Source organism: Pseudoalteromonas sp. SG43-6 (assembly GCF_014164365.1).
Classification (GTDB): Bacteria; Pseudomonadota; Gammaproteobacteria; order Enterobacterales; family Alteromonadaceae; genus Pseudoalteromonas; species Pseudoalteromonas rhizosphaerae.
In genome coordinates, this window is record NZ_JACJEZ010000018.1 from 63,767 (window position 1) to 88,109 (window position 24,343).

Annotated in this window: 32 protein-coding genes; 25 read left to right on the forward strand and 7 right to left on the reverse strand. The window is 39.9% G+C overall.

The window, feature by feature from the left end:
* Positions 1-23 precede the first annotated feature (23 nt).
* From H5201_RS09630 to H5201_RS09655, 6 genes are read left to right on the forward strand one after another with little or no spacing between them, the layout of a single operon-like run.
* The gene (locus H5201_RS09630) at positions 24-383 is read left to right on the forward strand and encodes a hypothetical protein (RefSeq protein ID WP_145233999.1); all 360 of its coding nucleotides are present in this window, start codon (positions 24-26) and stop codon (positions 381-383) included.
* Positions 380-778 carry a phage protein GemA/Gp16 family protein gene (locus tag H5201_RS09635; RefSeq protein WP_182784437.1) on the forward strand — a complete coding sequence of 133 codons (399 nt, stop codon included), beginning with the start codon at positions 380-382 and terminating at the stop codon, positions 776-778. The genes H5201_RS09630 and H5201_RS09635 overlap by 4 nt, the downstream gene beginning before the upstream one ends.
* The gene (locus H5201_RS09640) at positions 779-976 is read left to right on the forward strand and encodes a hypothetical protein (RefSeq protein WP_149981125.1); all 198 of its coding nucleotides are present in this window, start codon (positions 779-781) and stop codon (positions 974-976) included.
* Positions 973-1,380, forward strand: a complete 408-nt coding sequence (locus tag H5201_RS09645; RefSeq protein WP_182784439.1) for a Mor transcription activator family protein — start codon at positions 973-975, stop codon at positions 1,378-1,380. Before H5201_RS09640 ends, H5201_RS09645 begins: the two co-directional genes overlap by 4 nt.
* A gap of 8 nt (positions 1,381-1,388) precedes the next feature.
* Positions 1,389-1,640: a hypothetical protein gene (locus tag H5201_RS09650; protein WP_182784441.1), complete on the forward strand. Its 252-nt coding sequence runs from the start codon at positions 1,389-1,391 to the stop codon at positions 1,638-1,640.
* The gene (locus H5201_RS09655; protein WP_182784443.1) at positions 1,627-1,815 is read left to right on the forward strand and encodes a hypothetical protein; all 189 of its coding nucleotides are present in this window, start codon (positions 1,627-1,629) and stop codon (positions 1,813-1,815) included. Before H5201_RS09650 ends, H5201_RS09655 begins: the two co-directional genes overlap by 14 nt.
* Here the strand turns inward: H5201_RS09655 and H5201_RS09660 are convergent.
* Together H5201_RS09660 and H5201_RS09665 are read right to left on the reverse strand one after the other, a co-directional pair.
* Entirely contained in the window at positions 1,805-2,509 is a 705-nt protein-coding gene (locus tag H5201_RS09660) for a hypothetical protein (protein WP_182784445.1), read from the reverse strand. The two genes, H5201_RS09655 and H5201_RS09660, sit on opposite strands and share 11 nt — an antisense overlap.
* A gap of 34 nt (positions 2,510-2,543) precedes the next feature.
* Positions 2,544-3,431 (reverse strand): hypothetical protein, encoded by an 888-nt coding sequence (locus tag H5201_RS09665; protein ID WP_182784447.1) that lies wholly within the window; start codon positions 3,429-3,431, stop codon positions 2,544-2,546.
* A 196-nt stretch (positions 3,432-3,627) separates the two neighbouring features.
* Here H5201_RS09665 and H5201_RS09670 point away from each other — a divergent pair, with 196 nt between their 5' ends.
* From H5201_RS09670 to H5201_RS09740, 15 genes are all read left to right on the forward strand, one after another.
* Positions 3,628-3,879 (forward strand): hypothetical protein, encoded by a 252-nt coding sequence (locus tag H5201_RS09670; RefSeq protein ID WP_182784450.1) that lies wholly within the window; start codon positions 3,628-3,630, stop codon positions 3,877-3,879.
* Entirely contained in the window at positions 3,869-4,312 is a 444-nt protein-coding gene (locus H5201_RS09675; RefSeq protein WP_182784452.1) for a D-Ala-D-Ala carboxypeptidase family metallohydrolase, read from the forward strand. The genes H5201_RS09670 and H5201_RS09675 overlap by 11 nt, the downstream gene beginning before the upstream one ends.
* Positions 4,313-4,321: 9 nt before the next feature.
* Positions 4,322-4,660: a hypothetical protein gene (locus H5201_RS09680; protein WP_182784454.1), complete on the forward strand. Its 339-nt coding sequence runs from the start codon at positions 4,322-4,324 to the stop codon at positions 4,658-4,660.
* Positions 4,660-5,166 carry a DUF1804 family protein gene (locus H5201_RS09685; protein WP_149981118.1) on the forward strand — a complete coding sequence of 169 codons (507 nt, stop codon included), beginning with the start codon at positions 4,660-4,662 and terminating at the stop codon, positions 5,164-5,166. Before H5201_RS09680 ends, H5201_RS09685 begins: the two co-directional genes overlap by 1 nt.
* Positions 5,166-6,905, forward strand: a complete 1,740-nt coding sequence (locus H5201_RS09690; RefSeq protein WP_182784456.1) for a hypothetical protein — start codon at positions 5,166-5,168, stop codon at positions 6,903-6,905. The genes H5201_RS09685 and H5201_RS09690 overlap by 1 nt, the downstream gene beginning before the upstream one ends.
* Positions 6,898-8,397 (forward strand): DUF935 family protein, encoded by a 1,500-nt coding sequence (locus tag H5201_RS09695; RefSeq protein WP_220497159.1) that lies wholly within the window; start codon positions 6,898-6,900, stop codon positions 8,395-8,397. The genes H5201_RS09690 and H5201_RS09695 overlap by 8 nt, the downstream gene beginning before the upstream one ends.
* The gene (locus H5201_RS09700; RefSeq protein ID WP_182784458.1) at positions 8,390-9,004 is read left to right on the forward strand and encodes a DUF3164 family protein; all 615 of its coding nucleotides are present in this window, start codon (positions 8,390-8,392) and stop codon (positions 9,002-9,004) included. Before H5201_RS09695 ends, H5201_RS09700 begins: the two co-directional genes overlap by 8 nt.
* Positions 9,005-9,014: 10 nt before the next feature.
* Positions 9,015-9,455: a hypothetical protein gene (locus tag H5201_RS09705; RefSeq protein WP_149981114.1), complete on the forward strand. Its 441-nt coding sequence runs from the start codon at positions 9,015-9,017 to the stop codon at positions 9,453-9,455.
* Positions 9,456-9,998, forward strand: coding sequence for a hypothetical protein (locus H5201_RS09710; RefSeq protein WP_182784460.1), 543 nt, complete (start codon positions 9,456-9,458; stop codon positions 9,996-9,998).
* Between the two features lies 1 nt (position 9,999).
* A complete protein-coding gene (locus H5201_RS09715) occupies positions 10,000-11,142 on the forward strand; it encodes a phage minor head protein (protein WP_182784462.1) in 1,143 nt (380 codons plus the stop codon).
* A gap of 524 nt (positions 11,143-11,666) precedes the next feature.
* A complete protein-coding gene (locus H5201_RS09720; protein ID WP_182784464.1) occupies positions 11,667-12,047 on the forward strand; it encodes a response regulator in 381 nt (126 codons plus the stop codon).
* A gap of 27 nt (positions 12,048-12,074) precedes the next feature.
* Complete coding sequence (locus H5201_RS09725; RefSeq protein WP_182718844.1) at positions 12,075-12,980, forward strand: MoxR family ATPase; 906 nt, start codon at positions 12,075-12,077, stop codon at positions 12,978-12,980.
* 168 nt (positions 12,981-13,148) lie between these two features.
* Positions 13,149-13,976: a DUF58 domain-containing protein gene (locus H5201_RS09730; RefSeq protein ID WP_182718843.1), complete on the forward strand. Its 828-nt coding sequence runs from the start codon at positions 13,149-13,151 to the stop codon at positions 13,974-13,976.
* A complete protein-coding gene (locus H5201_RS09735) occupies positions 13,963-15,957 on the forward strand; it encodes a DUF3488 and transglutaminase-like domain-containing protein (protein ID WP_182784466.1) in 1,995 nt (664 codons plus the stop codon). The genes H5201_RS09730 and H5201_RS09735 overlap by 14 nt, the downstream gene beginning before the upstream one ends.
* Positions 15,954-17,276: a Na+/H+ antiporter family protein gene (locus H5201_RS09740; RefSeq protein ID WP_182784468.1), complete on the forward strand. Its 1,323-nt coding sequence runs from the start codon at positions 15,954-15,956 to the stop codon at positions 17,274-17,276. Before H5201_RS09735 ends, H5201_RS09740 begins: the two co-directional genes overlap by 4 nt.
* Positions 17,277-17,450: 174 nt before the next feature.
* On the opposite strand, the gene H5201_RS09745 is transcribed toward H5201_RS09740, so the two are convergent.
* The 3 genes from H5201_RS09745 to H5201_RS09755 are packed head-to-tail and all read right to left on the reverse strand — an operon-like array spanning position 17,451 to position 19,553.
* Entirely contained in the window at positions 17,451-17,882 is a 432-nt protein-coding gene (locus tag H5201_RS09745) for an acyl-CoA thioesterase (RefSeq protein ID WP_064666260.1), read from the reverse strand.
* Positions 17,883-17,887: 5 nt separating this feature from the next.
* The gene (locus H5201_RS09750) at positions 17,888-18,703 is read right to left on the reverse strand and encodes a M23 family metallopeptidase (RefSeq protein ID WP_182759275.1); all 816 of its coding nucleotides are present in this window, start codon (positions 18,701-18,703) and stop codon (positions 17,888-17,890) included.
* Positions 18,696-19,553 carry a 6-carboxytetrahydropterin synthase gene (locus H5201_RS09755; protein WP_149981106.1) on the reverse strand — a complete coding sequence of 286 codons (858 nt, stop codon included), beginning with the start codon at positions 19,551-19,553 and terminating at the stop codon, positions 18,696-18,698. The genes H5201_RS09750 and H5201_RS09755 overlap by 8 nt, the downstream gene beginning before the upstream one ends.
* A 204-nt stretch (positions 19,554-19,757) precedes the next feature.
* Here H5201_RS09755 and fabA point away from each other — a divergent pair, with 204 nt between their 5' ends.
* A complete protein-coding gene (gene fabA, locus H5201_RS09760) occupies positions 19,758-20,273 on the forward strand; it encodes a bifunctional 3-hydroxydecanoyl-ACP dehydratase/trans-2-decenoyl-ACP isomerase (protein ID WP_145233946.1) in 516 nt (171 codons plus the stop codon).
* Positions 20,274-20,353: 80 nt separating this feature from the next.
* Here the strand turns inward: fabA and rmf are convergent, their stop codons facing one another.
* Complete coding sequence (gene rmf, locus H5201_RS09765; protein WP_016707188.1) at positions 20,354-20,524, reverse strand: ribosome modulation factor; 171 nt, start codon at positions 20,522-20,524, stop codon at positions 20,354-20,356.
* Positions 20,525-21,255: 731 nt separating this feature from the next.
* Between rmf and H5201_RS09770 the strand changes: the two genes are divergently transcribed.
* Both H5201_RS09770 and H5201_RS09775 read left to right on the forward strand, forming a co-directional pair.
* A complete protein-coding gene (locus H5201_RS09770) occupies positions 21,256-21,891 on the forward strand; it encodes a TetR/AcrR family transcriptional regulator (protein ID WP_182718837.1) in 636 nt (211 codons plus the stop codon).
* A gap of 63 nt (positions 21,892-21,954) precedes the next feature.
* Positions 21,955-22,947 carry an MDR family oxidoreductase gene (locus tag H5201_RS09775; RefSeq protein ID WP_182784470.1) on the forward strand — a complete coding sequence of 331 codons (993 nt, stop codon included), beginning with the start codon at positions 21,955-21,957 and terminating at the stop codon, positions 22,945-22,947.
* A 212-nt stretch (positions 22,948-23,159) separates the two neighbouring features.
* Here the strand turns inward: H5201_RS09775 and H5201_RS09780 are convergent, their stop codons facing one another.
* Complete coding sequence (locus tag H5201_RS09780) at positions 23,160-23,726, reverse strand: hypothetical protein (RefSeq protein WP_149981103.1); 567 nt, start codon at positions 23,724-23,726, stop codon at positions 23,160-23,162.
* Between the two features lie 189 nt (positions 23,727-23,915).
* Here H5201_RS09780 and H5201_RS09785 point away from each other — a divergent pair, with 189 nt between their 5' ends.
* Complete coding sequence (locus H5201_RS09785; protein WP_145233938.1) at positions 23,916-24,332, forward strand: VF530 family DNA-binding protein; 417 nt, start codon at positions 23,916-23,918, stop codon at positions 24,330-24,332.
* Positions 24,333-24,343 lie beyond the last annotated feature (11 nt).

The window sequence follows — 24,343 nt, forward strand, 5'->3', positions numbered from 1 at the left end:
AAACTTTAAATAAGGATTTAATCATGGCATTTTCAATTAATTTAAACACTCCACGTTTTACCGCACGTTTAGCAGTAAACGACACCGTAAGCACGCAACACATGCTGGCTGTACTTGCTGATAAACAAGGATCAGGCGAGTTTATCGACAGCTGTAACGGCAATATCAAAGCCGCGTTCTCAATGCTGATAGCCGAAAAGCTATTCACTATTCAACATGTTTTAGGCGTTAAATCTGCCGAGCAATTGGCTATTCGCTTTAACAACTTACACCCAAACCTAGCGCGTATTTATACCCAAGGCGTTAGCGACTGGGGCATTAAGGTCATCAATTTACAACCAGCCATTGCGTTTGAGTTTATCCCGATGGAGCAAAGCGCATGAGCAACTTGATCCAACAAATTAAAATTGCACAAAAGGCGGCGGGTATCGAGCAAGATATCCACCAACTTAATGTGTCGTACATTTGTAATGGCCGCACCAACACCTGCGCTGACTTAACCAAGCTTGAGCAACAGCAGCTGCTTACGCGTTACCGCTCAATGAACCCAAACGCAGGCAAAAAGCAGTTACCCGCGCAGCTAAAAATGATTTACAGCCTGTGGGGCCAGCTGCACCGCGCAGGGGCGGTAAACATTGATTCAAAAGGGGCATGCGACTCGTTTTGTGAAAAGCACCTGCAGGGCAAAAAGCTTAGCCAAAGCGCCCAGCAATGGCCAGCTGTTATCGAAGTACTTAAGCAATGGCTTGCACGCCATAAAGCAAAGCAGGGGGCGTAAATGGCTAATTACGAAGAGTACCAAAACTTTACCATTAACCCGCGTAAGCCGCCTTACACCGAGGAAGAACGCTATCGCCCAGTTAAAGCAACAGACCGCGAAAAGTGCCGTATTCGCCGTGACGTAGAGGCATACCAAGAGCAACGCCGACTAGACCGTGAAAACGGCTTAGATTATTTATTTGAGGAGCAATCATGAGCGAATCAACCATAGATTTACGGGCATTACCCCATGGCCTGCGCCGCATAGTTAAACACTTAGGGGTTGAACAAACCATTGCGGTACTCACCGAGCAGCAAGGGCAAATGTTTTATATCCCAGAAAAGCCAACCGAGGATCACGAAGTAGTCAAGGTATTTGGTAAAGCCCTAGTGCAAGAGCTAATAGATGCCAACGTAGGATCAAGCTACCAAATACCCATGCTGCACAAAGTGCTTATGCAAATTCGCAATCAACAAATTTGCCAAGCCCTGGACACTAAAAGTAGCAACATTCAGCAGCTGGTTAAGCGTTTTAAGATCACCCGCCAGCAAGTAAGCAGTATTTACAGTGCATACCAAGACGAACGGGCGCACGAAACACAATTAAATTTAAGTTTGTAGGGGGCTTTATGGAGCTTTTAAAAGACATTAAAGCAGAATGCTTAGCCTTTTTTAACGCTGCAACGTTACGCAGCAAACCAGTAATTCATTACAAATGCCCTGAGTGCGATAACACCTTAAAAACCATGCGCCCACCAGAGGGCGAGGTTTATAACGATCACACTATTTGCATTCATTGCTGGTTTGAGTTTATCCGTGTAACCGATGGTAAAGAGGTTAGAATTCAAAGCTACCCCAAGCACAAACATGCAAAACAATAACTTTGTACTGCTCACTGCGTTGCAACTTAGCGGTGGCAAAAAGCCAAAGCGGTGGCAGTACGAATACGGTTTAAACCTGTTAGCCCGTTACATCAACCAACGTAAAACTATGAGGTTAGATGTAACGGGTTTAATGGATGAATATAGGGAGGCGTTTAAAAAGGTTAAAATATAGTATGGATTACAGAAATAACATTCTGGAGTAGTACAACAGCAGACAAAATGAAACCTAAAAAATATAATGAACCGACTATAATTCTGGTGATTGGGTTTTGTACTTTACAAACTGTATAAACATACTCAAAGATCGCTTTTCTTCTTTCTGGAGACAAGCTTACCAATATATTAGCTGCCTTTTGAAAATCATTTGCAGCTACACCTGAGACAATATTAATTTGATAATCTGCGTTCAAATGAGCTAAATATTGTTTAGCTATATCCCTTGCATTATTTATTCTATCTTCTTTCTTCACTAAATTAAGAAATACACCACTTTCTTTATAATTACTATTATTTCTACACAAGAGTAAACCTTTTAAATACGAACTTAGCTGAATGACTGTTTTACCATCTTTTTCAAATTCTCTTTGATTTTCAAAATCCTTGACTATTTCAGGACAAATTAAGTTAAAAATGAATTGCGCTAAAGAAAAGAAAAGTGCTGCAAAAAAGAACATTTGCCAACTAAACGGTAGGCTTAGATTTATATTGAAAGTAACATCTCCAATTTTAATTGGTAATACATCCCCAACCTTTATAAGCAACTTAGCGAGAATAGGGACGATAATTATCCATACATACGAAAATTTTACTAATTTAATATCTGCAAATTTTTTAAGTACTTTCCAATCAGGGGCATGCTCTAACATTTAAATCACCTTTAAACTTTTTTAATTATTAATTCTATTTTTTAAAAGCTTCAGAGCCAAAATGATCGTAATCATGTTGTATAGCTTGAAATAATCTCGACTCTATTACTTTATCTGGGTTATCAACAATATATTTGTTAATTTTCTCCAATTGCTTTACTGGAATCTCATCATAAACTTTTGATACCTCTTCAGCCTTATCAAAAATGTATTCAGCTATGCCATTTGGAAACGTGTACACTCTTGGTTTAAGAACATCTCCCTTGATTGATATTCGACTGTTCCTAATAATTTTCGATGCATTTGTTTTAACAACCCCTAAGATTATGAAGCTAGGTAACTTTGTATAGATATACGTTTCACTATCATTACCTATGATATCCATTGCTATATTACGTAGAAAATAACGATTTATATTTGTAGGTAGGTTATTGACGTTATGATTACCAATTGCGTCAACAGGGTAAATATGTTGCTCATATTGGAAAAGGTTATCAGATTCACCAAGTAGGTATTTAGTTAAAGCTAATTCCGCACTATCTAAATTGTTTAAGTAATCTTTACTTTTGCTTCCTTCATCTTTTGTATTTTTGCTTCTGATAAATGTTAATGTTCTCCATGATATTGATGCTGCAAATTTTGATAGCCAATTACCATAAGGCATTCTAGTTGTTGAGTCTTCAATAAACGGATAAAAAACTTTAAGTGAAAACTCTCTTTCCCAATTTGAAAAAAGGTCTTCACATTTTCCGCATAACCAATATTCCTTAGGCAGATCTTGTGCTCTTCTATGAACTTCATTTTTTTCTCGCATATAACCAGTTATAGATGTTTTCTTTAACCATTTCCCTATAAATTTTGGGATAAAGTGACTTTTCTTAAGCGTTCCAGATTCGTTACATAATTTACAGATTCCATTCATAAACACTCCAACAATTGATTAAACCGACTTCGATAGATATTTACATTCAGACTTAATATTGTAAACCTAAATTAAATTGGCTTGCCCCCTTGTATTAGTAAGCCTTTTTAATTTAACCTAATAGACCAGCTCGAAAGCCCCAGCCGCAAACAACTTTACAGTGTTACCCAACCCCCTAAATTGATTTACTACCAGCATGACAAATACAGTGCATGCGCCATTTATTGAGTTTTTAGCTCAACAAATTATTAAGGCCAGTTCTAAAGCCGAGCAAATTGCAATTTCTCGCCGTTGCCCGTTAAAAGACCTGCCCGCATTGCGTACTCGCGTTCAACAGCTGCTAAACCCAGCCAATAACAAACCAGTGCGCAGTACTCGCTTACCTGCCTGTTACGTCCTAACAAAACAACGTTTAACCAAAATGAGGACTCAACAGCATGGCGCTTAAAAGAAAAGTGGTAGTACCGACTGCCCCAAGCTTTACGTTTCAAGAATTAGTACCAAAAGCCACGTTTGAACTTTATCAAGACGACCCTTTGTTTTTGATCAATCTATTTGATGATCGCGCATTGCGTATGCTGCAAAAGTTACGCAACACGTTTGGCCCATGCACCGTAAATAGTTGGAGCTGGGGCGGCGCTAATCAATACCGTGGCTATCGCCAGCTTGATTGCGCAGTAGGTGCAAAACGCAGTCAACACAAGTTAGGTAAAGCATTCGATTGTAGCTTTACTAATTACACCGCTCAGCAAGTACGTGATTACGTATTAGCCCACCCGCAAGAATTCCCCTACATCACCGCCATTGAAGGGCAAGTGAGTTGGTTTCATTTTGATGTGCGCACGCCGACATGGACGGGCATTAAAGTATTCAACCCTTAAGGACGACTCATGACCCCAGAGCAAGAAAACCTACTATTTGAGTCTATTGGTTCTATTAAAGCCAGCCAAGAGGCCATTTTAAACAGCGTGGCTGAGATAAAAGCTGATATTCATCACAGTATCGAAAAAAGCGAAGCACGCCAAAAGGTCGTCACCGACGCCTTAAAAGAAGATTTAAAAGCAAGTGAGCTACGCCAAATTGCAGCGATTAATAAGCACGACGAACGCTTAAATAAAGTCGAAGAAAAACTAACAAACCAACGCATTAAAGTAGCTGCTATGGGCGGTACAGCGGGTTTAGCCGTGTCGCTCATTGCCTATGCCGTAAAAAATGGGATGACCGGCTAATGGCGCACCCTGCAGAAAAGAAAAATGCCATACGCCACAGCTATGTAACCGAGCTGCTCGCGTTAAGTGTTGCGGCCATTAAGCATAGCGTTGCCGATGGCACAGCACGACGCTGGAAAATGGAAGCCAAAGACAACGGTGACGATTGGGACTTAGCCCGTGCAGCAAGCCGCCGTAGCGAAGGCACAGCAGGGGAGTTTACCACCGACTTTATCGAAGAATTCACCATTCAAGTAAACGAAACCTTTGAGCTTTTAAAATCAGCCGAGGGCGCAGCGCTGCCGCTTGAACAACGCACCAAAGTACTTAGCTCACTCACCGATATGATGAGTAAAGTAATGAAGGTATCGGGCGGTAATAAAAAACTTGAAAAGCGCACCATTGCCGCTGAGGTCGTTAAAATTCTTGCTAAGTTTGTATCAACCAAATACCCCGAATTTGCCCCTGAGTTTGTTGAAATACTCACTGCATTTGGTCCACGGCTCGATCAGGAGTTAAGCGACTAATGGCCGATATGAATTCACGCGAGTTCTTAGCTGAAATAGAACAGATCACCGGCTCACTGCGCCGCGATATTGAAGCAAAAGAACGCAATATTGATCCAAGCCCTGCAGCGATTAAAGAACGCCGCAAACGCGTTCTTGGCGGCGACTTTGAGTTTTTTGTGTATACGTATTTCCCCCACCACATGTGGCTTGACGACGATCAAACAGCGTCTGAGTTTCAAAGCTATTTTATGAACTGGTTCCCCGAAGCCCTCAAGCTTAAAAACGGTTGGAAAAACTGGTTTGTTGCCCCGCGTGGTGAAGGTAAAAGTACCCTTGCCGTAAAAATAGCGCCCGTTTATGTAGCGGTACTCGCGCTATTACAAGACCCTGATATTTGCCAAGACCTGGGCTTAGCTAAAATAAAACAATTTATCGACTTTGTTATTTTGTTTGGCGCTGAAACCAAAATGCCAACCAAAACATTAGAGGTAGTTAAAACCGAGCTACTTAACAATAACAACCTCGCGTTAGACTTCCCCGAAGTATGCCAAAAATCCCCCGTGTGGAAGTTAGGCGAGTTTGTAACAGCCCAAGGCGTACGCTTTGAAAGCCGTGGTGCTGAGCAATCAGTACGCGGTACATTCCATGGTGCCAGCCGCCCTAAGCTGCTGCTATCCGATGACATTATTACCGATGCCGAGGCTAAATCGCCCACTGAGCGCGATAACCGCTGGCGTTTCCTAGAGGCTGCAGTGCAATACCTTGGCCCACCTGACGGCACCGTAAAATTCTTAGGTGTAAACACCGTTTTAAATAACGACGACCCAATAAGCCGCGCCGAAGAGGCACCAGGGCACATTGTTCACCGTTTTAAAGCCATTAAACAAATGCCTGAGCGTATGGATTTATGGGAAGAATGCCGCGATTTAATGGTCCATGACGATAAACGCTTTGAAAAACGCGCCGCCGCCAAAGGTGAGGCCGTTTCAACCGAGCAAAAACCGTCGTTTAAGTTTTGGATCAAGCGCAAAAAGCAAATGCTTAAAGGCGCAACTACCAGTTGGCCAAGTGTGCGTTCGCTTTACGATTTAATGTGTATGTGGGCGGCTAATAAGCGTGAGTTTAACCGCGAAATGCAAGGCATAGCCAAAAGCGACGAAGAAGCTATTTTTTACCAGTTTGATTTTTGGGTTGATCGCTTAAACGAATGGATACCCTACGGCGCATGTGATCCCAGTATGGGCAAAACCGAAAAAGCCGACCCCAGCGCCATATTGGTGGGCTTTTACTCTAATGAATTACAAAAGCTACACGTTGAATATGAAAGCCGTAAAGTCCGTGGTACCAGCCGATTACTAAACGACTTAATACGCGCGCAAAAAGAATATAACTGCCGTGTGTGGGGCTTTGAGAACAACAACGCCTTTGATTTTATGCGCAGCCAATTTATAACCACAGGCCTAGAGCAGGGCATTGCCCTGCCTTTACGCGGTGTGACAGCGGTTATTAGCGCTGAGGAACGCATAGGATCACTTGAAACCTATGTAACCAATACACCGGCACAAATTGCCTTTCATTCACACTGCCGCTTACTACTCGACGAGCTTGAAAACTGGCCAGAAAAGCAAACCGCCCATCACTACGATTTAAGCTGTGCGCTGGCTATTTTGTGGATGGTAGCCAGCACCGGTGCAGGCGGTATGCCGCGTGTTAATAGCCGCAAAGTCACTAAACAAATAAGGGGCTATCATGTATAGCAAGCCACGCATTAAATCTACAGCATACGCAGCGCTTAACCGTATGTTTGACCAAAACCGTATAGATCCAAACTTAACGTCGCTTATTACTGAGCTACCAAACCCTGATCCAATACTACGCCGCGCGGGTAAAAACACCGCTATTTACGAAGAAATAGCCCGTGATGCCCATGTTATAGGTGAACTGCGCTCACTACGTAGTGGTTTATTTAGCTTTAATACCGAGTTAGTGCCAGGCGGTGACGACGCAGCCAGCTTAAAAAGCTATGAACTAGCTAAAGCGTTTTTTGCCCGTAAACCATGCCCCCATACAGAATGGGCCGATATGGATTGGCACAACTACAGCGCAATTTTAAATGGCTTTAGTGTGACCCATTTAGGCAAATACATTAAGCACGACGGTCATTGGCAACCTGAATATGTAGAGACCTGGCGCAACAGCCGCTTTGCGTTTAATAGTGATCACGAGCTGCTGGTAAAAACCAGCGACAATCCACAAGGTGAGTTAGTCGATCACCGTCGTTGGTCGTGCGTTCGCCACATGCCAAGCGCCGAAAACCCGTATGGCATTGCATTATTAAGCAGCTGCTTTTGGCCGTGGACCTTTAAACACGGCGGTTTTAAGTTTTTTGTTCAGCTGTGCGAACGCTTTGGTATTCCATTTCCTGTTGGCAAATACCCAATCGCCAGTAAAGACAAAGACATCGAAAATTTATTAGATGGCTTAGCTAAGTTGGTAAGTGATGGTATTGCAGCGATACCGGATGACACCAGTATTGAGATCATCGAAAGCAAAATATCTGGCGAGCCAGTACCCGAGCGCCTAGTAAACTTTTGTAATGCTGAAATAAGCAAAGCGCTAACAAGCCAAACCCTAGCAACTGAGCAAAAAAATGGCGGCGCACGCGCAGCTAGCGAAACCCATGCAAAACGCGCGGGCGACAACCAACGTTCAGACAGGGCGCTTGTAGCCTCTTACCGTAACCAGCTTTTAAACGCATTACACACGGTAAATTTTGACGGTGGCGAACCGCCCAAATTCATCTTTAAAGACAAACGCGAGATCAACACCGACACCGTAACCCGCGTGCGCGAAACAGCGCGCATTGTGCCTGTTGGTGAAGACTGGGCCTATCAAGAACTCGGTGTACCAAAGCCAAAAGACGGCGAAACAATCCTAGATGTGCCCGACGAGGGCCATGGCATAGCCACTGCCGCTAAAACTGAGTTTGCCAAAAAGCCAACAGACAGCGTAGAGCTTACCAACGAATTTGATGTGTTTGATCACGCAAGTGACGACACCATTAAACAGATTTTTCAATTTGCCCAGGCATCTAAAAGCCTGGACGAACTTAAACAAAAAATAACCTCACAATTCCCTGACATTTCAAGCTCTGCATTGGCGCAAGTTGCCCAAACAGCAATGGAGTATGAGTTTATGGCAGGCATGAACGAGGCTAATTCAAAAACTGTGGAGATAGACGATGAATAACATTCCTGAAGGTTACTTAAAAGACGGCAAAGGAAATTTAGTAGCCGTTGCCAACATCAAACAAACTGACTTGATCAAAGACGAGTTTGTAAGAAAAGCTGTTAAATGTGCTGAAGATATGCAGGCTCAACTTGCTGAATTTAAAAGTGCATTAATGACTGAGGCCGACGATTTTATAGAGCTATTAGCGCAAGAACATGGCGTTAACTTAGGCGGCAAAAAAGGCAATGTAACGCTGCGCACTTTTGATAGCCAATTAAAAGTAACGCTACAAACGCAAGAACGCATTGAACTTGGCCCAGAGCTTACCCTTGCCAAGCAATTAATTGATCAATGCCTGGACGAATGGACCGAAGGCGGCAATCAAAACATTAAAGCCATTGTTAGCAAAACGTTTAATACCGATAAGCAAGGATCACTTAATCCACAACGCATTTTAGCCCTGCGTAAACTCGAAATATCAGACGATTCGGGCAAGTGGACCAAAGCCATGAATATTATTGCGGAATCCGTTGGCGTTGTTGATTCTTGCCGTTTTATTCGCTTTTACAAGCAAGATGATAAAGGCATTGAGCAAGCAATTTCACTCGATATAGCAAAACTGTAGCGGGGCGCTTATGGCCATCACAAAAGAGCAGTGGATAGAGATAGAAAACGAGCTTGCTGGCACATTTGGTAATGTTGTTTTCTCTGTAGGCGATCACAAAGTCTCTGTGCAACGCCAGAGAAAATCTGAGTCGACAACCGTGTTAAGTGTTTATATTGATGATTTTATAAAAGGCGAATGGTTTAACAAAAAAGAGTCGCGCCCTGTATGCCTTGAGCAAGTATGGCGTAAACGCTCTATTTCATTATATAAGCCTAATGAGATTAAACGTATTCAAAAAGCCTTTGGTAAACGCGATTCAAAAAAATATTACCCAAAACTGCATGATAAAACTGAATATTTTGATTGTTTTTTTACAACGTCTAAGTCACTTGTTCGACAGTTTAAGCGCATTGAAAATATAGAGCTTGAACTGATTGGTGGCGTAACTTATGAATCAATGGAGGCATAAATGGACCCAATTACAATAGCACTTGGCATAGCAAAGCTCACAGGCCTAGATAAAAAAATAGGCGGTTGGATAGGGGGCGACAATGGATCAAAGGTCGCGTCTAAAGTGGTAGATATTGCGCAAACCATTACTAATGGTGGCACGCCAGAGCAAGCATTTAACCTGGTTCAGCAATCCAGTGCATTACAACAAGAGTTACGGCAAACCATTTTAAACCGTGAAAAAGAGCTTGATGATTTAGCGTTTAAAAACACTCAAAGCGCCCGCAATATGCAAATACAGGCACTTAATCAAGATGATAAGTTCTCAAAGCGCTTTATTTATTACTATGCGTGGTTCTGGTCGGTTGCAACGGTTATATACATAGGCTGTATAACGTTTTTAACCATACCAGATACCGCAACACGTTTTGCTGACACTATCTTGGGCTTTATTTTAGGCACCGTTGTAGCATCAATATTGAATTTCTTCTTTGGTAATAGCCGTGATAATTCACGTAGAAACGAAATTCAAGACATTCAACAGTCGCTAAAAGAGCACTAATATGGCCTTACTAGCTCCACAATATGGCGACCTTGTTAAATTCAAGGAAGCCATTTCTCACTTTAAAGACAAAATTAAGCTTACCAGTGAGTCATATAAAGACTTACAGGGCTTAATTCACGCCAAAGCATTTACCGTTGCCGGTGCTACACAAATAGAGATCATTAACGAGCTATATACAGCAGTTGATAAGGCTATTAGTGATGGCGAAACTATATCGGACTTTAGAAAACGCTTTGACAAAATAGTTGATGATCACGGTTGGTCATACAATGGCAAACGGGGTTGGCGTACAAAAGTTATTTATCAAAACAACAAAAACACGGCGCGAGCAGCGGGCCGTTGGCAACAGCAAGAGCGTATAAAAGAGCGCAGACCATATTTATTATACTTAACAGCTGGTGATAGCCGCGTAAGACCTGACCACGGTAAGTGGAATTACATTTTACTGCCTGTAGATCATCCGTTTTGGGATACACATTATCCGCCAAATGGTTATAACTGCAGGTGTAAGGTGGTATCACTTAATGCGCGTGATATTGCACGAATGGGGCTAACAGTTACTAAGCCTGAAACAGTGAACAAGTTTATGGAGTCATTCAAAGTTGTTGACCCATCAACAGGCGAAGAACTGAGTAAGTTAGCAGGCATTGATCTAGGCTGGGATTATAATCCTGGTAAAGCATGGCTAGGTGCAGACATTGCAGCGGGTAAATCAGTTATGACATTATCAACTGACATTCAAAAATTAGCGGTACCACAATTTAACGAAGCAGTTTTAAAATCTCAGCAGTACTATATAAAGCAGGTAAACTTACAAGCAGCAAAGTTAGCGCTTAAAAAGTCAGTACCAGATAGCCAGCAATTTACGTTAGGGCACTTGCCTGTAAATTTACTAAACGAGTTGTCACGTAAAAACGCACCTATATATAGTAGCGCTGTTACAGTCAGCAGCACTCAAATTGAAAAGTTCTTAACTGGCCAGCTAGCAATTGAGCAAGTACACGATCTAATGAACGCTGTTCAAAATCCAAATACGTTTGCTTATATAGGCAACCAAGTAAAAATATCGTACCAAGGTTTTATGATCACAGTAGAGCTAGGCCCAACGTTCAATACAATAATAGCTGCCGAAAAAGTTTAAACATCGGCACCTCAAAATATTTAAACAGCGTTTAAAAGGCGTTTAAAGTGTATTTAAAGGAAAGTTAAACGATCAACAATGATCTAATTCTAAACGTACAATGAGCAGGAATGATCGTGGAATGAGTCAGTTTGAACAGGTTTCGTCTAAAACCAAGCGTAATCCGAATTTAGCTAATTTTGCGCTCAGGGTTCATCAAACCCAGTAATAATGGGCTTTTCCAAAACACGAGGGCGAAAATCCCCATATCATCATTATTCTAGAAATGAACAACCCCTTACAGTAATTAGGTTGTTACTTATAAAACTCACTCTATTTAACATAATATAAATTATAGGTTATCAATTAATTATCTAAGCTGGGGTGTGTTTATATGGGTGTTAAGTCCAATACTAGACGGTATCGGACTTAGTGGTGGTTTATTTCAATAATACAGTTTAATTCGAGTATCTTTCTTGAGCTTCATTATCGCTTAGCATAGTATTAAAAATACAATTTAAGCTGTATCACAAGAAGTAAACAATATGGAATTTGTGCGCCCGTTAGAACCAATCCTAATAATTGATGATGTTCAAGATATACGTAACTACTTAAATCAGATCTTAACTGAGTTAGGTTTTGAAGATATTCTTGAAAGCAGAGATTTTGAATCGGCTAAAACGTTGATTGATGAAAAATCCCCGAATGTTATCTTTCTCGATATTGAACTGCCCGATACCGATGGTACAGAAATTCTTGAATACTTAAATGACAATTACCCACATACACATGTTGTCATGTGCTCTGGCCATAACAGCCTCGAAAATGTTCAAAATACTTGGGAACTAGGTGCTAAAGGTTTTATTGCAAAACCATTTAATGCTAAAAAAGTTGATACGGTCATGAAACGCCTCGAACTCATTTAATGTAATTTATCAACCTACAAGGTTACTATGAAACAGTCCGTACAAGCGATCATTGATGATTTATCTCAGGTTATTTTTGGCAAACAGCAACAAATAAAACTCGCGTTAACCTGCTTATTTAGCCAAGGTCATTTATTAATTGAAGATTTGCCAGGTATGGGTAAAACCACTTTATCGCATGCACTTGCTGCGGTATTAGGTTTATCATATCAACGAGTGCAATTTACCAGTGATTTATTACCCTCAGACATACTGGGCTCAAGTATTTTTAATGCCAATGAGCATAAATTTACTTTTCATAAAGGGCCTATCTTCAGTCAAGTTGTTTTAGCGGACGAAATAAATCGCGCAGGTCCAAAAACACAAAGCGCTTTATTAGAGGCAATGGAAGAAAACCAAGTTACTATGGATGGTGATAAACATGCCCTACCAACACCATTCTTTGTTATAGCAACTCAAAACCCTTTATATCAATCAGGTACTTATCCTTTACCTGAATCTCAATTAGACCGTTTTTTTATGCGTATTAGTTTGGGTTTTCCACCTAAAGAAGCTGAACGTAAACTCATTTTAGGCCAACATAATCGTGATTATGCACACTTACCTGTACGTATCGATACACAACAATTAATTGAAATACAAAATAAAGTAAGTGCTGTTATGTTAAGTGAACCGGTTGTTGATTATATTTTGGCGCTTGTATCTGCTACCCGAAATAACAGCCAATTTGCTAATGCGTTATCTCCACGGGCCAGTATTGCAGTTGGCAAAGCCGCGAAAGCATGGGCGTTTATTGATGGTCGTGACTTTGTTACCCCTGATGATGTGCAAACTATTTTTGCTAGTGTTAGCGAACATCGTTTAGGTCTGCAGCATGATGTTAGCTCACAACAGATCAAACAATTAATAAATACTGTTGATGTGCCACTTTAAGGTATGAACAATAAAACAGGAAAGCGCCCTACTTTTTGGTTTCAGTTTAAAGCTAAGGTTTTCAAGCTATTACTAAGAAATAAACATAATACCGAACATCTTACCTTAACGCATAACACAATATATGTTTTGCCATCAAAATTGGGCGTGAGCTTTTTAGTGGTTACTATGCTTAATTTTATATTAGGCATTAATTATCAGAATAATCTGATTTTAGCGATGGCTTATTTAATGCTTGTCGTAATGATATTTTCGCTACTTATGGGTTATAGCAATCTTAAAGGATTAAAAATTGATTATAAAAATCATATAGCTAGCTATGCTCCCTGCTCTGCATTATTAGAGCTGCAACTAAAAACCGAAAAAAAATGTCAATCATTGCAGTTTATTTATGAAAATAAAACCCTCACAACCGTTGATGAAATAACCAGTCAAAAGCAAATAGTTAATTTAGATTTAGGATTAAAAGAACGTGGTGAATACCCCTTGCGCCGATTAAAAATAATCAGCAAGTACCCGTTTGGATTAGTATCGGTATGGAGCTACATGCAATTAGCACATACGGTATTTGTCTACCCGCAACAACTCAAACCATTGCATGAAGCTAGTTTGCAAAATAACCACAACACTGATGATGGCCTGCATAAAAACAGCCATGGTAGTGATGAATTTGATGGTTTAAATATTCATCAAACTGGTATGAATATGAAACGAATATCATGGAAACATTACGCAAAAACTCAGCAATTAATGGTAAAAGAGTTTGTAAATTATTCAGCCCAAAGTGTTGTTTTTGATTTTAATCAGTTACAAGGAAATACCGAATCCCGCCTACAACAATTAAGCTATTTAGTAACTCAGGCTTACTCACAAGGCGTTAGTTATGGCCTGCAATTAGAAGCAGGACTATACGCGATCAGTGATACCAAAGAACATTGTAAACAGTGTTTAGAAGCACTAAGCCGTTTTGCAAAGGATGAAAATGAAAGTCACTGATAATTTAACCGCGATCAATTTGTCGTTATCTATTGTTTATATTTTAGTGCTGAGTTTTATTTTTACTGAGTTACCTCCTCTATTTAATACATTATTAGCTAGTTTGTGTATTTGGAATCTAGCCGTTACCTTATTGAAAAGAAATAAACCCACTGCCATATTAGCAAATACTTTGGCCGGTTTGAGTCTATTGATCTTGTTTTATGACGTAGGTTTTAGCGATACGGTGACTTTATTTGTTGCGATGCTGATCCTCTCTAGCTTATTTAAATTACTGCAAGCCAATACAAAAAAGCATTATCAAACTATCATTTTGTTAAGTTTTTTTAGTCTCTCAACAGTATATCTATTTTCTCAGAGCTTATTTGCTACGCTAGTAATTAGCATGCTATATATTTTAAATTTTGCGCTTTTAGCGCTGATTGAATCTAAACATAGTTTAAAAATTGCAGCTAAAGACAGCTGCAAACTTTTGTTGCTAGCACTACCTTTAGCGATATTTTTATTATTATTGTTACCGAAACTTCCCGCATTTTGGCAATTACCGGGGCCAAAACTCGCTAAAACCGGTTTGTCAGAAAGTGTTGATCCATTTGATATAGCCAAACTGTCTAATTCAGATGAGTTAGTATTTCGAGCTAAATTTGATCAGCAAAAGCCATCTTCCCCCTATTACTGGCGAGCGATTATACATGATGAGTTTGATGGGAAACGCTGGTTAATATCGGACATTTTAAAAAGCCAACAAGTAATTGACCAAATCACCTCAGCTGAACGTGGTGAACCATTATATAGTTATCAAATTTTTGCAGAGCCTGGCGCTAAGCCTTGGCTTTATGGTTTACAGTTTGCCGACTCGGCCCATCAAGATGTAAAAACAACCAGCAATGGATTACTACTGCGGAAACGTTTTTTAGCTAATAGTATCAGCTATACAGCCCAGAGTTATGCTTTTAGCTTGGCTGAACTCTCTCGCTCTGCACACTATCAAAACGTGCAGCTTAGTTTAGCTAAAGAGACTAATTTGCAGTCACAGTCTTTAGCTAAACATCTATATGAACAACATAATAGCAATGATCAGGCTTTTTATTCAGCACTGTATGACTACTTTGCCAATAATAACTTTAGCTATACCTTAACGCCCGATCCAATTACTGGTAACAACACCCTTGACCAGTTTTTATTTGCTAATAAACGTGGTTTTTGTGGCCATTATGCCAGCACAGCTGCATTTATGTTTAGAAGTGTTGGTATTCCTGCCCGCGTTGTTTCGGGGTACTTAGGTGGTGAGTATAATCAACAAAATAGTTATATGAGCGTCTATCAATATGATGCCCATGCATGGGTTGAAGTATTTATAAAAAGTAAAGGTTGGCAAATTTTTGATGCAACTGCGGTTGTTTCACCTGAACGATTAAACGGATCTTTATCACAGCACTTGCAGCTGAATAGCGAATTTACAAGCAACTTGAGTTTTGGCTTATTACGATTGAGTAATATTGCTGGTATTAACTGGTTAAGGCTTAAGCTTGAAAATCTTGATTACCAATGGACAAATTGGGTGTTAGGTTTTGACCAGCAAAAGCAATCTTCCCTGCTAAAAGAATTATTCGGTAATAAACAGCTTTGGCAAATTTCACTGATGGTGATAGCAACCGTATGTTTAGCCTTTATTTGTTACTTTGTGTATTTGTCTTGGCCTAAAAAACCAGAATCACCAGCGCATTCACTCGCAAAAGACTACCTTACTGTTGTGCGTTGGTGTAATAAGCAAGGTATTTCTGCACCGTCAAATCAAACGCCGCTGCAATTTTTAGCATATGCAGCTCAACAGCTGCCTAACAAGCGGACATATATCATGCAATTTGCGCAATTATACTCCGATGTGCGTTATCGCCAGCTAATATTTAGCGCTTATCGTAAAAAACACAGTAAAAATCTGGTAAAATTAATTAAAACAACAACTAAGAGAACTCAATGAATGCAGTCGTGATTGGCGTTATTTTAATGCTTGGCCTTACTTTAGCCCGCGTTAATGTAATTGTTGCTATGACTTTAAGTGCTTTAGTCGCCGGTTTAACCGCCGGACTTAGCTTAAACGATACCCTTAACGCATTTAACGCAGGCCTCTCTGGCGGAGCTGAGATCGCTCTAAGCTATGCAATGCTAGGCGCATTCGCTGTTGCGATTTCAAAATCAGGCTTAACGCGCATTTTAGCTGCAAAACTACTCGCTAAAGTAAATAACAATAGTAGTAATAGCGAAACAAATTTAAGCTATTTTATTTTACTGATAATTTTAGTGTGTGCAATTTCATCGCAGAACCTAGTCCCAGTTCATATAGCTTTTATACCAATTTTGATCCCCCCGCTACTGGTTATATTTAATAAACTAAGGTTAGACAGACGTGCTATTGCCTGTATTTTAACGTTTGGTCTAGCAACCTCATATATGGTTTTACCCTATGGCTTTGGTGGAATTTATTTATACTCGATTTTACATAAAAACTTAGTGGAAAATGGCTTAGAAATCATTAATACCCAAGTACCTATGGCGATGATCATTCCTGCCTGTGGCATGTTAGTTGGATTAATTGTAGCGGTGTTTATCAGTTATAGAAAACATCGAGATTATCAGCATGACGAACATCAAGAGCACGCAACTAATGTGGTTGTAGAACAACCTAAAAAAGTATTGTTAGTCGGTATTACAGCGGTATTAGCCTCTTTAGCAGCACAAAATGTCAGTGGTTCAATGATTTTAGGTGGCTTAGTTGGGGTGATGATTTTTAGTTTGTTTGGCGTAGTTAAGTGGGAGCAAAATAGCGACGTATTTAGTAAAGGCGTAGCAATGATGGCAATGATTGGATTTATAATGATCTCAGCTCAAGGGTTTGCCTCTGTAATGAAAGCGACAGGCGATGTGACTAGCTTAATACAAAGCGCCGCATTGATTATTGATGGCAACAAACCTTTGGCAGCTGCACTAATTTTATTAGTTGGTTTAATGATCACCATGGGGATTGGCAGCTCATTTTCCACAGTGCCAATAATAGCAACCTTGTTTGTGCCACTGTGCTTAGAGCTTAACTTTTCAATGATGGCAACCGCAGCTTTAGTGGGAACCGCAGGTGCTTTAGGCGATGCTGGCTCCCCTGCTTCCGATTCAACCTTAGGACCAACTTCCGGCTTAAACGCTGACGGTCAGCATGATCATATATGGGATTCAGTTGTGCCTACTTTTATCCACTTTAATATTCCATTACTAATATTTGGCTGGATAGCCGCTATGGTGCTTTAATACCTTGAATGTGAGTAACCAAGTAGAGAATAGATTAAGCCCCCTACTTGGTTACTCAATTATTGTTTTAACGCAGATGCTAAAGATATAAAATAGTGCAATATAGTATGATGTGTTCTTTTTATAAAGCAAAGAAAGCACCATAAAAGTGCTTTCTTAACTTAACAACTCGGTTTAAAAACCATAAATCATCTTATCGCATACAACCGGCGTAGGTCTGTGATTGTCATCGACCGCAACGAATGTAAAACTGCCAGTAATTGCCGAGTGTTTATCATCCCTGTGCATTGTTTCTAAGAATATTTCAACGTCGACTCTTAAACTTGTATTGCCTACATGCACAACTTTTGAGATCAATTCAGCGAAGGTTCCAGCTGGAATAGCTTCTTTAAAATCAACTCTATCTGATGAAATGGTTACCAATGGTTTACGGCAAAAGCGCGTTGCAGCAATAAATGCAACTTCGTCCATCCATGCCAATGCATCACCACCAAACAAGGTATTGTGGTGATTAGTGCGCCCAGGAAATACTGTTTTTGTGACCGAAGTCGTTGAGTCTTTAATACGCTGAGCAATTATTTCTTCACGGTTTACTTGAGTTGTCATGTTCTCTACTTTTGGTTTGCTAATTTATCTAACATCATAAGTGCAGGATCAAGGCGTTCGCCTTTCCAATTAAAACGCCAATCCAGATGAGGGCCAGTTACACGGCCAGTCGCACCAATTTCAGCTATTTTATCACCGCGTTTAATGGTATCCCCTACTTTTACATCAAGCTTACTTAAGTGTATGTAGGTAGACGTGACACTGTGGCCATGATCTAAAATTAAAGTTCCGCCAGAGTAATAAAGGTCGTTATCAGCAAAAACAACGGTACCACTGACAGGCGCATAAACAGGGCTGCCTGTTTTGTTGGCTATATCTAAACCAAAATGTGGCCGACGAGGCTCACCATTAAAATAGCGTTGGCTACCATACACACCCGAAATACGCCCTTGTGCAGGTTTGTAAACTGGATCTAAAAAATACCTAAGCTCAGAGTCAACTTTTCGGGCATTTCTTACTGCCACAGCTTCGCGGCTGATACGTTCACTTACCGCTTTTGGCGGTGACACATATTTACTTGCCACTCCAGTAATTTTATCAATTTTATAATCACGTTTAGTGATCTCAATCGCTTGCTGATGTTTGACGCCGTCTGCATCAACCCAGGCTAATTGATGGGTTAATTCAGCATCACGGCCAAAGCCAAATACAAACTCACCTTGTGCGGTGGTTTTTAATGCTTGGCCATTAAAAATAACTGACTTAACCCCATCAATTTGACCCGTCACTAACCCGCCTTGGGTTAAGTGACCTTTTAGCTCCACTGCATCAGCAAAAAAGCTCACAGTAGCAAATAACGAAACGGCTAATAATTTACGCATAACAAATGGACCCTTTGGCCACACCTTCGTATGCTGTGACTTTTACGTCATTGTCAGGATGCTGCGCTTTAACTTGCTCAGCAAGGTAACCTGCAATACATTCAACCGTAGTATCAATGGGTAAAATATCACACCGTTCTTTACTTATTGCCATTTCAAAATAGCCTTGTGCGGCGGTATAGGCAAAACAGAGGTCATTTTCTTTGGCGCTGATGTGCTGTAGCTGCGGCGCTTGAATTTGATCTTCTGCTGTCGCTAAATAAATATCTTGCCATTTATCAGCCCATTGCTTTTGTAAGCGTGGCATTGCCATGCCATCAAGGGCAATACCAATTTGCGAACGGTGACCATGAATAATACGCTGGCAATTACCGTCGTGCTTTTTAAGGCCATGACTATAGTGATAATAAAAGCTCTTACTATGCTCTGGCTTTAACTCAATTTCGATTTTATCGATATTGCTTGGTAACTGCGGCATGATTGTAGCAATTAAAAATTCAATAACTGACTGCTCATTAATAACATCAGCATCAATTAAACAAAACGCTTGGTTTGGCGCGCTCATTGCTAAGTGGTGATCATCACCAAAAGTACAATCAAGTGTTGTGTAGTCACCATGGTTTTCAACTTGGCCGTTAATTTGGTTGCCAATGGCCAGCTTGTGATCAATACATTGGTCGATAATGCCTTTGATTTGCTTTTTAACTAAGCCAAAATCAAGCACCATAGACTCTTCATTTAACTTGCCATGCAAGGTTAAATCAACAATCCAGCTCTCGCCAACTGCGCCTCGTTTATTACACAAGTAAGAAAAATCAATTACGGTAAGTGCGTTAACAAAAAGGATCATAAACTTCCTTTATACTGGTTAAAAAATCACGGTAATTATAATGATTTTTGCTAGTAATTGCGCGATTTAATCGTGTAATTAGCATGTTCTTCACCTAAGCGGTGGTATTTCGTGCAAATAAATTATTTTTTTAACTGCTCCGAGTTGTTTAGCGTACAAGTGTACGCTAAAGTACGTGGCAATTTCTAAGCGATGAAAAGTGTTATGGAACCTAAAAATAGTTATACAAAAGAAGATTTGATCCTATGTGGTCAAGGTGAAATGTTTGGAGAAGGCAATTGTCGTCTACCAAGTGACAACATGTTAATGATGGATCGTATCATCTCAATCACTGATGACGGTGGAGAGCATGGTAAAGGTGAAATCGTTGCTGAGCTTGATATTAACCCTGATCTTTGGTTTTTTGCTTGTCACTTTAAAGGTGATCCAGTCATGCCAGGTTGTCTTGGTTTAGATGCAATGTGGCAACTGGTTGGCTTTTTCCTTGGTTGGTCTGGTGGTCCTGGTCTTGGCCGTGCGCTAGGTGTAGGTGAAGTTAAATTTACTGGGCAAATTTTACCAACAGCAAAAAAAGTGACCTACCGTTTGACCATGAAGCGCGTTATTAAACGTAAATTATTCATGGGGATGGCTGATGGTACTGTTGAAGTAGATGGCCGCGTTATCTACGAAGCAAAAGATTTAAAAGTTGGTTTATTCCAAGATACTAGCGCGTTTTAATTTTGTAATTAAAACCCAGCTACAAAAACGCCGCTGTTTCATAAACAGCGGCGTTTTTGCTTTAATTCAATACTTAAAAATTAGGTTTTATACATATTGCGATTTTCTATCGCTTCGCGCCAACCGCCTAACCACTCTGATTTTGGGTCTACTTGTTGATAAGGGCATAGGTCTTTTGAACGGCCCGCGAGGCCTGCTTTAAAGCCTTGAGAATGAGCTCTTTCTAACCGATCTCTTTTCTGTCTCTTCATAGGTAAATCCTCACCTTTTATATTTATATATTTGTAGTGTTCGTGACATCTACATTTAATGAATAGTTAATAAAACTGTTAAATTCAAATCACAAAAGCAATTAAATAAATTTACTTTAACTAAGCTGCTGATGCAAAAATGAATTAACATATAAAAAAGTAAAGTGGTCGTACCATTTTCTGTGCGACCCATATATGTACAAAAAATTACGACTATCTAATCACTAACACGCAGTTTCCTGCTCTAATTGTGACTGCGGTTTATGGGTGAAGTTCCTATAAAAAATGTAATTATGACAAATTTATTTCAACTCATTAATAGTAAAGAAGTTTAATTTTTGAACTTATTTCAGACCACTTTACTGCGGCTTACTCGCACTTAATTAGCCCACATTTCACGTACATTTTTTTAAATTGTTTAATAATTAATCCTTGCAACTATACCCAAACCACCTCAAGATACAGAATTCAGCGTTTCACAGGGGCTTAGTATCAAGGCGTTACTTTGCAACAATGGCAGCCCCTTTTAAGAAGTAACAACGCTGAGAGTAAGTGCCTGTGAAACGCCCAACGGGTTGGTTTAAAAGCGATTTATACTGCGTTATTGATTTTAACAATAGAACCACTATTACTTGCAATCAATGCCTTGCCTAAATCGCTTTTAATTCCAACTGAAACTCGCATCCTGAGGTGGTTTGGGTATATTAATACGATCGGTCTAATATGTGTTTATGCTAAAAAACAGTCAAAATCCACCACGACGTGGTCGCCCACCAAAAGTTGCCCGCAGTAATGCCGACACCAAAGCATTACTTATTGCTACGGGGGTAGAAACACTAACCGAGTTTGGCTTCAGTGCCACAGGACTTGATACTATTTTAAAAAAAGTAGGTGTTCCAAAAGGTTCTTTTTACCACTACTTTAATAATAAAGATGCCTACGGCTTAGCTGTTATAGACGCTTATAACGATTACTTTGTTGCTAAACTTATTCGCTATCTAGGGGCAAGCGATATCCCTCCTTTAGAGCGACTAATCAATTTCACCCAAAGTGCAGCACGGGGTATGCAAAAGTACGATTTTAGTCGCGGTTGTCTAGTCGGTAATTTAAATCAGGAACTAAACCACCTCAGCGATGACTTTAAAAATAAACTATTAACCAGCTACGAGATTTGGCAACAACATGTGCAAGTTTGCTTGGCACAAGCTCAGCAGGAGCGTGTTATTGCAGCCAACGTGAATACCACACAAATGAGTGAATTTTTTTGGATTGGCTGGGAAGGTGCTGTAATGCGTGCCAAGCTAACTAAAAATACTCAGCCACTTATTTTATATACTGAAATGTTTTTACGTGCATTGCTTAGGTAACGGCTTAAGTAATTGCTCTTTATTCATAACAATTAAAAGACGATCGGTCTAAATGGAGTCCAGATGAACAATCAATTTAAAGCCATTGTTATAAATAATACTGACGATAAGTATACCGCGTCAGTACAAACACTAAATAATAGCGAATTACCCAATCTCCCTGTCAAACTAGATGTGCTTTACAGCACCCTAAATTATAAAGATGGTCTAGCTATTACAGGAAAAGGCCCCGTGGTGCGCTCATTTCCTATGGTGCCGGGTATTGATTTAGTGGGTAAAGTAACAGCCAGTGATTCTAGCGAGTTCGCTATTGATCAGTTGGTATTACTAAATGGCTTTGGTGTTGGCGAAAAATACTGGGGGGGTCTGGCTCAACAAGCCGCTGTTAATGGCAATTGGTTGCTCCCACTCCCAACGTCGTTAACACCTAAACAGGCCATGCAAATTGGTACTGCCGGTTACACCGCGATGCTCAGTATTATTGCGCTTGAAAAGCAAGGCATCACTCCCGACTCTGGTGATATTTTAGTTACGGGTGCAAACGGTGGTGTGGGTAACTTTGCCGTCTATTTACTTAATCTACTAGGTTTTACCGTAGTTGCTGCAACAGGTCGTGTAGATCAAAGCGAACATTTAAAACAACTTGGTGCCTCTGAAGTGATCGACCGAAATGAGCTATCAAATCCAGGTAAGCCATTAGCAAAAGAACGTTTTGCTGCAGCCATTGATTCGGTTGGCAGTCATACCCTTGCTAATATTTGTGCTTCTTTAAAGTATGGCGGTGTTGTTACTGCTTGCGGTTTAGCACAAGGCATGGATTTTCCTGCATCCGTTGCGCCGTTTATTTTGCGTGGTATTTCATTAATCGGCATAGACAGTGTAATGCGTCCAAAGGTCGACCGCATCCAAGCATGGCAACGTCTAGGTGAGCTTGTTGAGCAGAGCTACTTAGATAAAATATCGACTGAAATTAATTTAGAGCATGTTATTAACGCGGCTGATGAGCTGATGGCCGGAAATATCCGAGGCCGTGTAGTAGTAAATTGCCAACAGTAAAAATAAGTTCTACCAATCGTGTTAAGTTACTAAGTATTTATAGCGACGGAGAAATGCAGTAATAACAAGGCAGGAATTTTGACATGTCGTTGTTCTACTTGAAAAATTACTAACGTAGTTAGCGCTTCATTTAGCCCGCTAGAATGGTTAAATATTTAACTCAATTGGTATTATTAAAGCTTCTTGTAAAAGAAGCTTTAATTTCTTCGTAATTACACGCCTAAAGCAGCAAGCTTTTCGTTTAATTCGTCTTTTGAAATTAAACTCATTTCATACTGTTTTTTAACTTTACGAATAGTGTCAAAATTATCAAGTTTTAATCGTGCTTTAGCTAATTTCTGTTCTTTTTCTGCTACAGAGATCACATCAAGTTTAACGGCTTTTTCAAGCTTCTCTTTTTCTTGATCGTATTCTTTTTGAAAAATTGCTTTTTCTTGAATGATGATTTGATCTTTTAGCTTTTTCTCAATTTCAATAGCTTCATCTTCAAGCTCAATTTTTTTCTCAAGTAACGGTTCAACACGGTTTAATGCTTCTTGCAAAGCACTTTCGATATTTTGTCCTTGGTTTTCTAGTAAATTTTCTACGTATTTTTTACCAATATCTTGATAACCAATATTTAGCTGCCCTTCTATTGAAGTGATCTCAGAGCGGATCGCCGATAACTTTGAGTTCTCTTTCATTGAGGTGCTCATATCAGAGCTTAGTTTAGACGTTGATTCGCTGATATTTGAACCAATAGTGGTAGCTTGTGTTTTAATTTTATTAAAAAGACCCATGTATATTATTCCTTAAATCTATCATCCAATGTTGTGGCGTCATGCCAATACTTATTAAAGCGCACTAATATTACCGATAAACTAAACAAATGTAAATTACACAAGCAAACTGACTTGATATTCTTGTATCAAATTATCGTGATAAAAATTATAATTCTGGGATTAGATTTTAGAAAAAGAGTGTAAAACATGAGTAATGAAGATTTATTCGGCAATAACCCGCTACAAGGCGTTAAACTTGAGCAAGTTGTATCAGAGTTAGTTGATCAATATGGGTGGGAGCTTTTACATGCTTATCTACTGCTAAATTGTTTTAAAAACAACCCTGACATCAAATCTGCAGTTAAATTTTTGCGTAAAACCCAGTGGGCACAAGATAAAGTTGAAAACTTTTATCTTTATAGATTAAAAAATCTTCCTAAACCCGATGATGTTCAATATGAACTACCACCACGTGACCGCGTTATTCCTGAAGATCATAAACCGGGTGAACCATGTGAGTTAAGTTTTAGTGACGCAAAACGTATTCAAGCGAAAAAAGAAGCCAAAGATCGTGCACGGACGCGCAAACAACGCTCAAATGCCAGTAATCCTTGGGGGAACTAAGTGCTAAGTGC

Bases quoted from the DNA above. Each gene is read 5' to 3' on its own strand.
- H5201_RS09740 (WP_182784468.1), top strand. From the start codon at position 15,954: ATGAATGCAGTCGTGATTGGCGTTATTTTAATGCTTGGCCTTACTTTA.
- H5201_RS09725 (WP_182718844.1), top strand. From the start codon at position 12,075: ATGAAACAGTCCGTACAAGCGATCATTGATGATTTATCTCAGGTTATT.
- H5201_RS09665 (WP_182784447.1), bottom strand. From the start codon at position 3,431: ATGAATGGAATCTGTAAATTATGTAACGAATCTGGAACGCTTAAGAAA.
- H5201_RS09785 (WP_145233938.1), top strand. From the start codon at position 23,916: ATGAGTAATGAAGATTTATTCGGCAATAACCCGCTACAAGGCGTTAAA.
- fabA (WP_145233946.1), top strand. From the start codon at position 19,758: ATGGAACCTAAAAATAGTTATACAAAAGAAGATTTGATCCTATGTGGT.
- H5201_RS09680 (WP_182784454.1), top strand. From the start codon at position 4,322: ATGACCCCAGAGCAAGAAAACCTACTATTTGAGTCTATTGGTTCTATT.
- H5201_RS09770 (WP_182718837.1), top strand. From the start codon at position 21,256: ATGCTAAAAAACAGTCAAAATCCACCACGACGTGGTCGCCCACCAAAA.
- H5201_RS09650 (WP_182784441.1), top strand. From the start codon at position 1,389: ATGGAGCTTTTAAAAGACATTAAAGCAGAATGCTTAGCCTTTTTTAAC.
- H5201_RS09660 (WP_182784445.1), bottom strand. From the start codon at position 2,509: ATGTTAGAGCATGCCCCTGATTGGAAAGTACTTAAAAAATTTGCAGAT.
- H5201_RS09780 (WP_149981103.1), bottom strand. From the start codon at position 23,726: ATGGGTCTTTTTAATAAAATTAAAACACAAGCTACCACTATTGGTTCA.
- H5201_RS09635 (WP_182784437.1), top strand. From the start codon at position 380: ATGAGCAACTTGATCCAACAAATTAAAATTGCACAAAAGGCGGCGGGT.
- H5201_RS09645 (WP_182784439.1), top strand. From the start codon at position 973: ATGAGCGAATCAACCATAGATTTACGGGCATTACCCCATGGCCTGCGC.
- H5201_RS09640 (WP_149981125.1), top strand. From the start codon at position 779: ATGGCTAATTACGAAGAGTACCAAAACTTTACCATTAACCCGCGTAAG.
- H5201_RS09695 (WP_220497159.1), top strand. From the start codon at position 6,898: ATGTATAGCAAGCCACGCATTAAATCTACAGCATACGCAGCGCTTAAC.
- H5201_RS09685 (WP_149981118.1), top strand. From the start codon at position 4,660: ATGGCGCACCCTGCAGAAAAGAAAAATGCCATACGCCACAGCTATGTA.
- H5201_RS09715 (WP_182784462.1), top strand. From the start codon at position 10,000: ATGGCCTTACTAGCTCCACAATATGGCGACCTTGTTAAATTCAAGGAA.
- H5201_RS09755 (WP_149981106.1), bottom strand. From the start codon at position 19,553: ATGATCCTTTTTGTTAACGCACTTACCGTAATTGATTTTTCTTACTTG.
- H5201_RS09750 (WP_182759275.1), bottom strand. From the start codon at position 18,703: ATGCGTAAATTATTAGCCGTTTCGTTATTTGCTACTGTGAGCTTTTTT.
- H5201_RS09655 (WP_182784443.1), top strand. From the start codon at position 1,627: ATGCAAAACAATAACTTTGTACTGCTCACTGCGTTGCAACTTAGCGGT.
- H5201_RS09735 (WP_182784466.1), top strand. From the start codon at position 13,963: ATGAAAGTCACTGATAATTTAACCGCGATCAATTTGTCGTTATCTATT.
- H5201_RS09690 (WP_182784456.1), top strand. From the start codon at position 5,166: ATGGCCGATATGAATTCACGCGAGTTCTTAGCTGAAATAGAACAGATC.
- H5201_RS09705 (WP_149981114.1), top strand. From the start codon at position 9,015: ATGGCCATCACAAAAGAGCAGTGGATAGAGATAGAAAACGAGCTTGCT.
- H5201_RS09630 (WP_145233999.1), top strand. From the start codon at position 24: ATGGCATTTTCAATTAATTTAAACACTCCACGTTTTACCGCACGTTTA.
- H5201_RS09730 (WP_182718843.1), top strand. From the start codon at position 13,149: ATGCTTAATTTTATATTAGGCATTAATTATCAGAATAATCTGATTTTA.
- H5201_RS09675 (WP_182784452.1), top strand. From the start codon at position 3,869: ATGGCGCTTAAAAGAAAAGTGGTAGTACCGACTGCCCCAAGCTTTACG.
- H5201_RS09775 (WP_182784470.1), top strand. From the start codon at position 21,955: ATGAACAATCAATTTAAAGCCATTGTTATAAATAATACTGACGATAAG.
- H5201_RS09670 (WP_182784450.1), top strand. From the start codon at position 3,628: ATGACAAATACAGTGCATGCGCCATTTATTGAGTTTTTAGCTCAACAA.
- H5201_RS09720 (WP_182784464.1), top strand. From the start codon at position 11,667: ATGGAATTTGTGCGCCCGTTAGAACCAATCCTAATAATTGATGATGTT.
- H5201_RS09700 (WP_182784458.1), top strand. From the start codon at position 8,390: ATGAATAACATTCCTGAAGGTTACTTAAAAGACGGCAAAGGAAATTTA.
- H5201_RS09745 (WP_064666260.1), bottom strand. From the start codon at position 17,882: ATGACAACTCAAGTAAACCGTGAAGAAATAATTGCTCAGCGTATTAAA.
- H5201_RS09710 (WP_182784460.1), top strand. From the start codon at position 9,456: ATGGACCCAATTACAATAGCACTTGGCATAGCAAAGCTCACAGGCCTA.
- rmf (WP_016707188.1), bottom strand. From the start codon at position 20,524: ATGAAGAGACAGAAAAGAGATCGGTTAGAAAGAGCTCATTCTCAAGGC.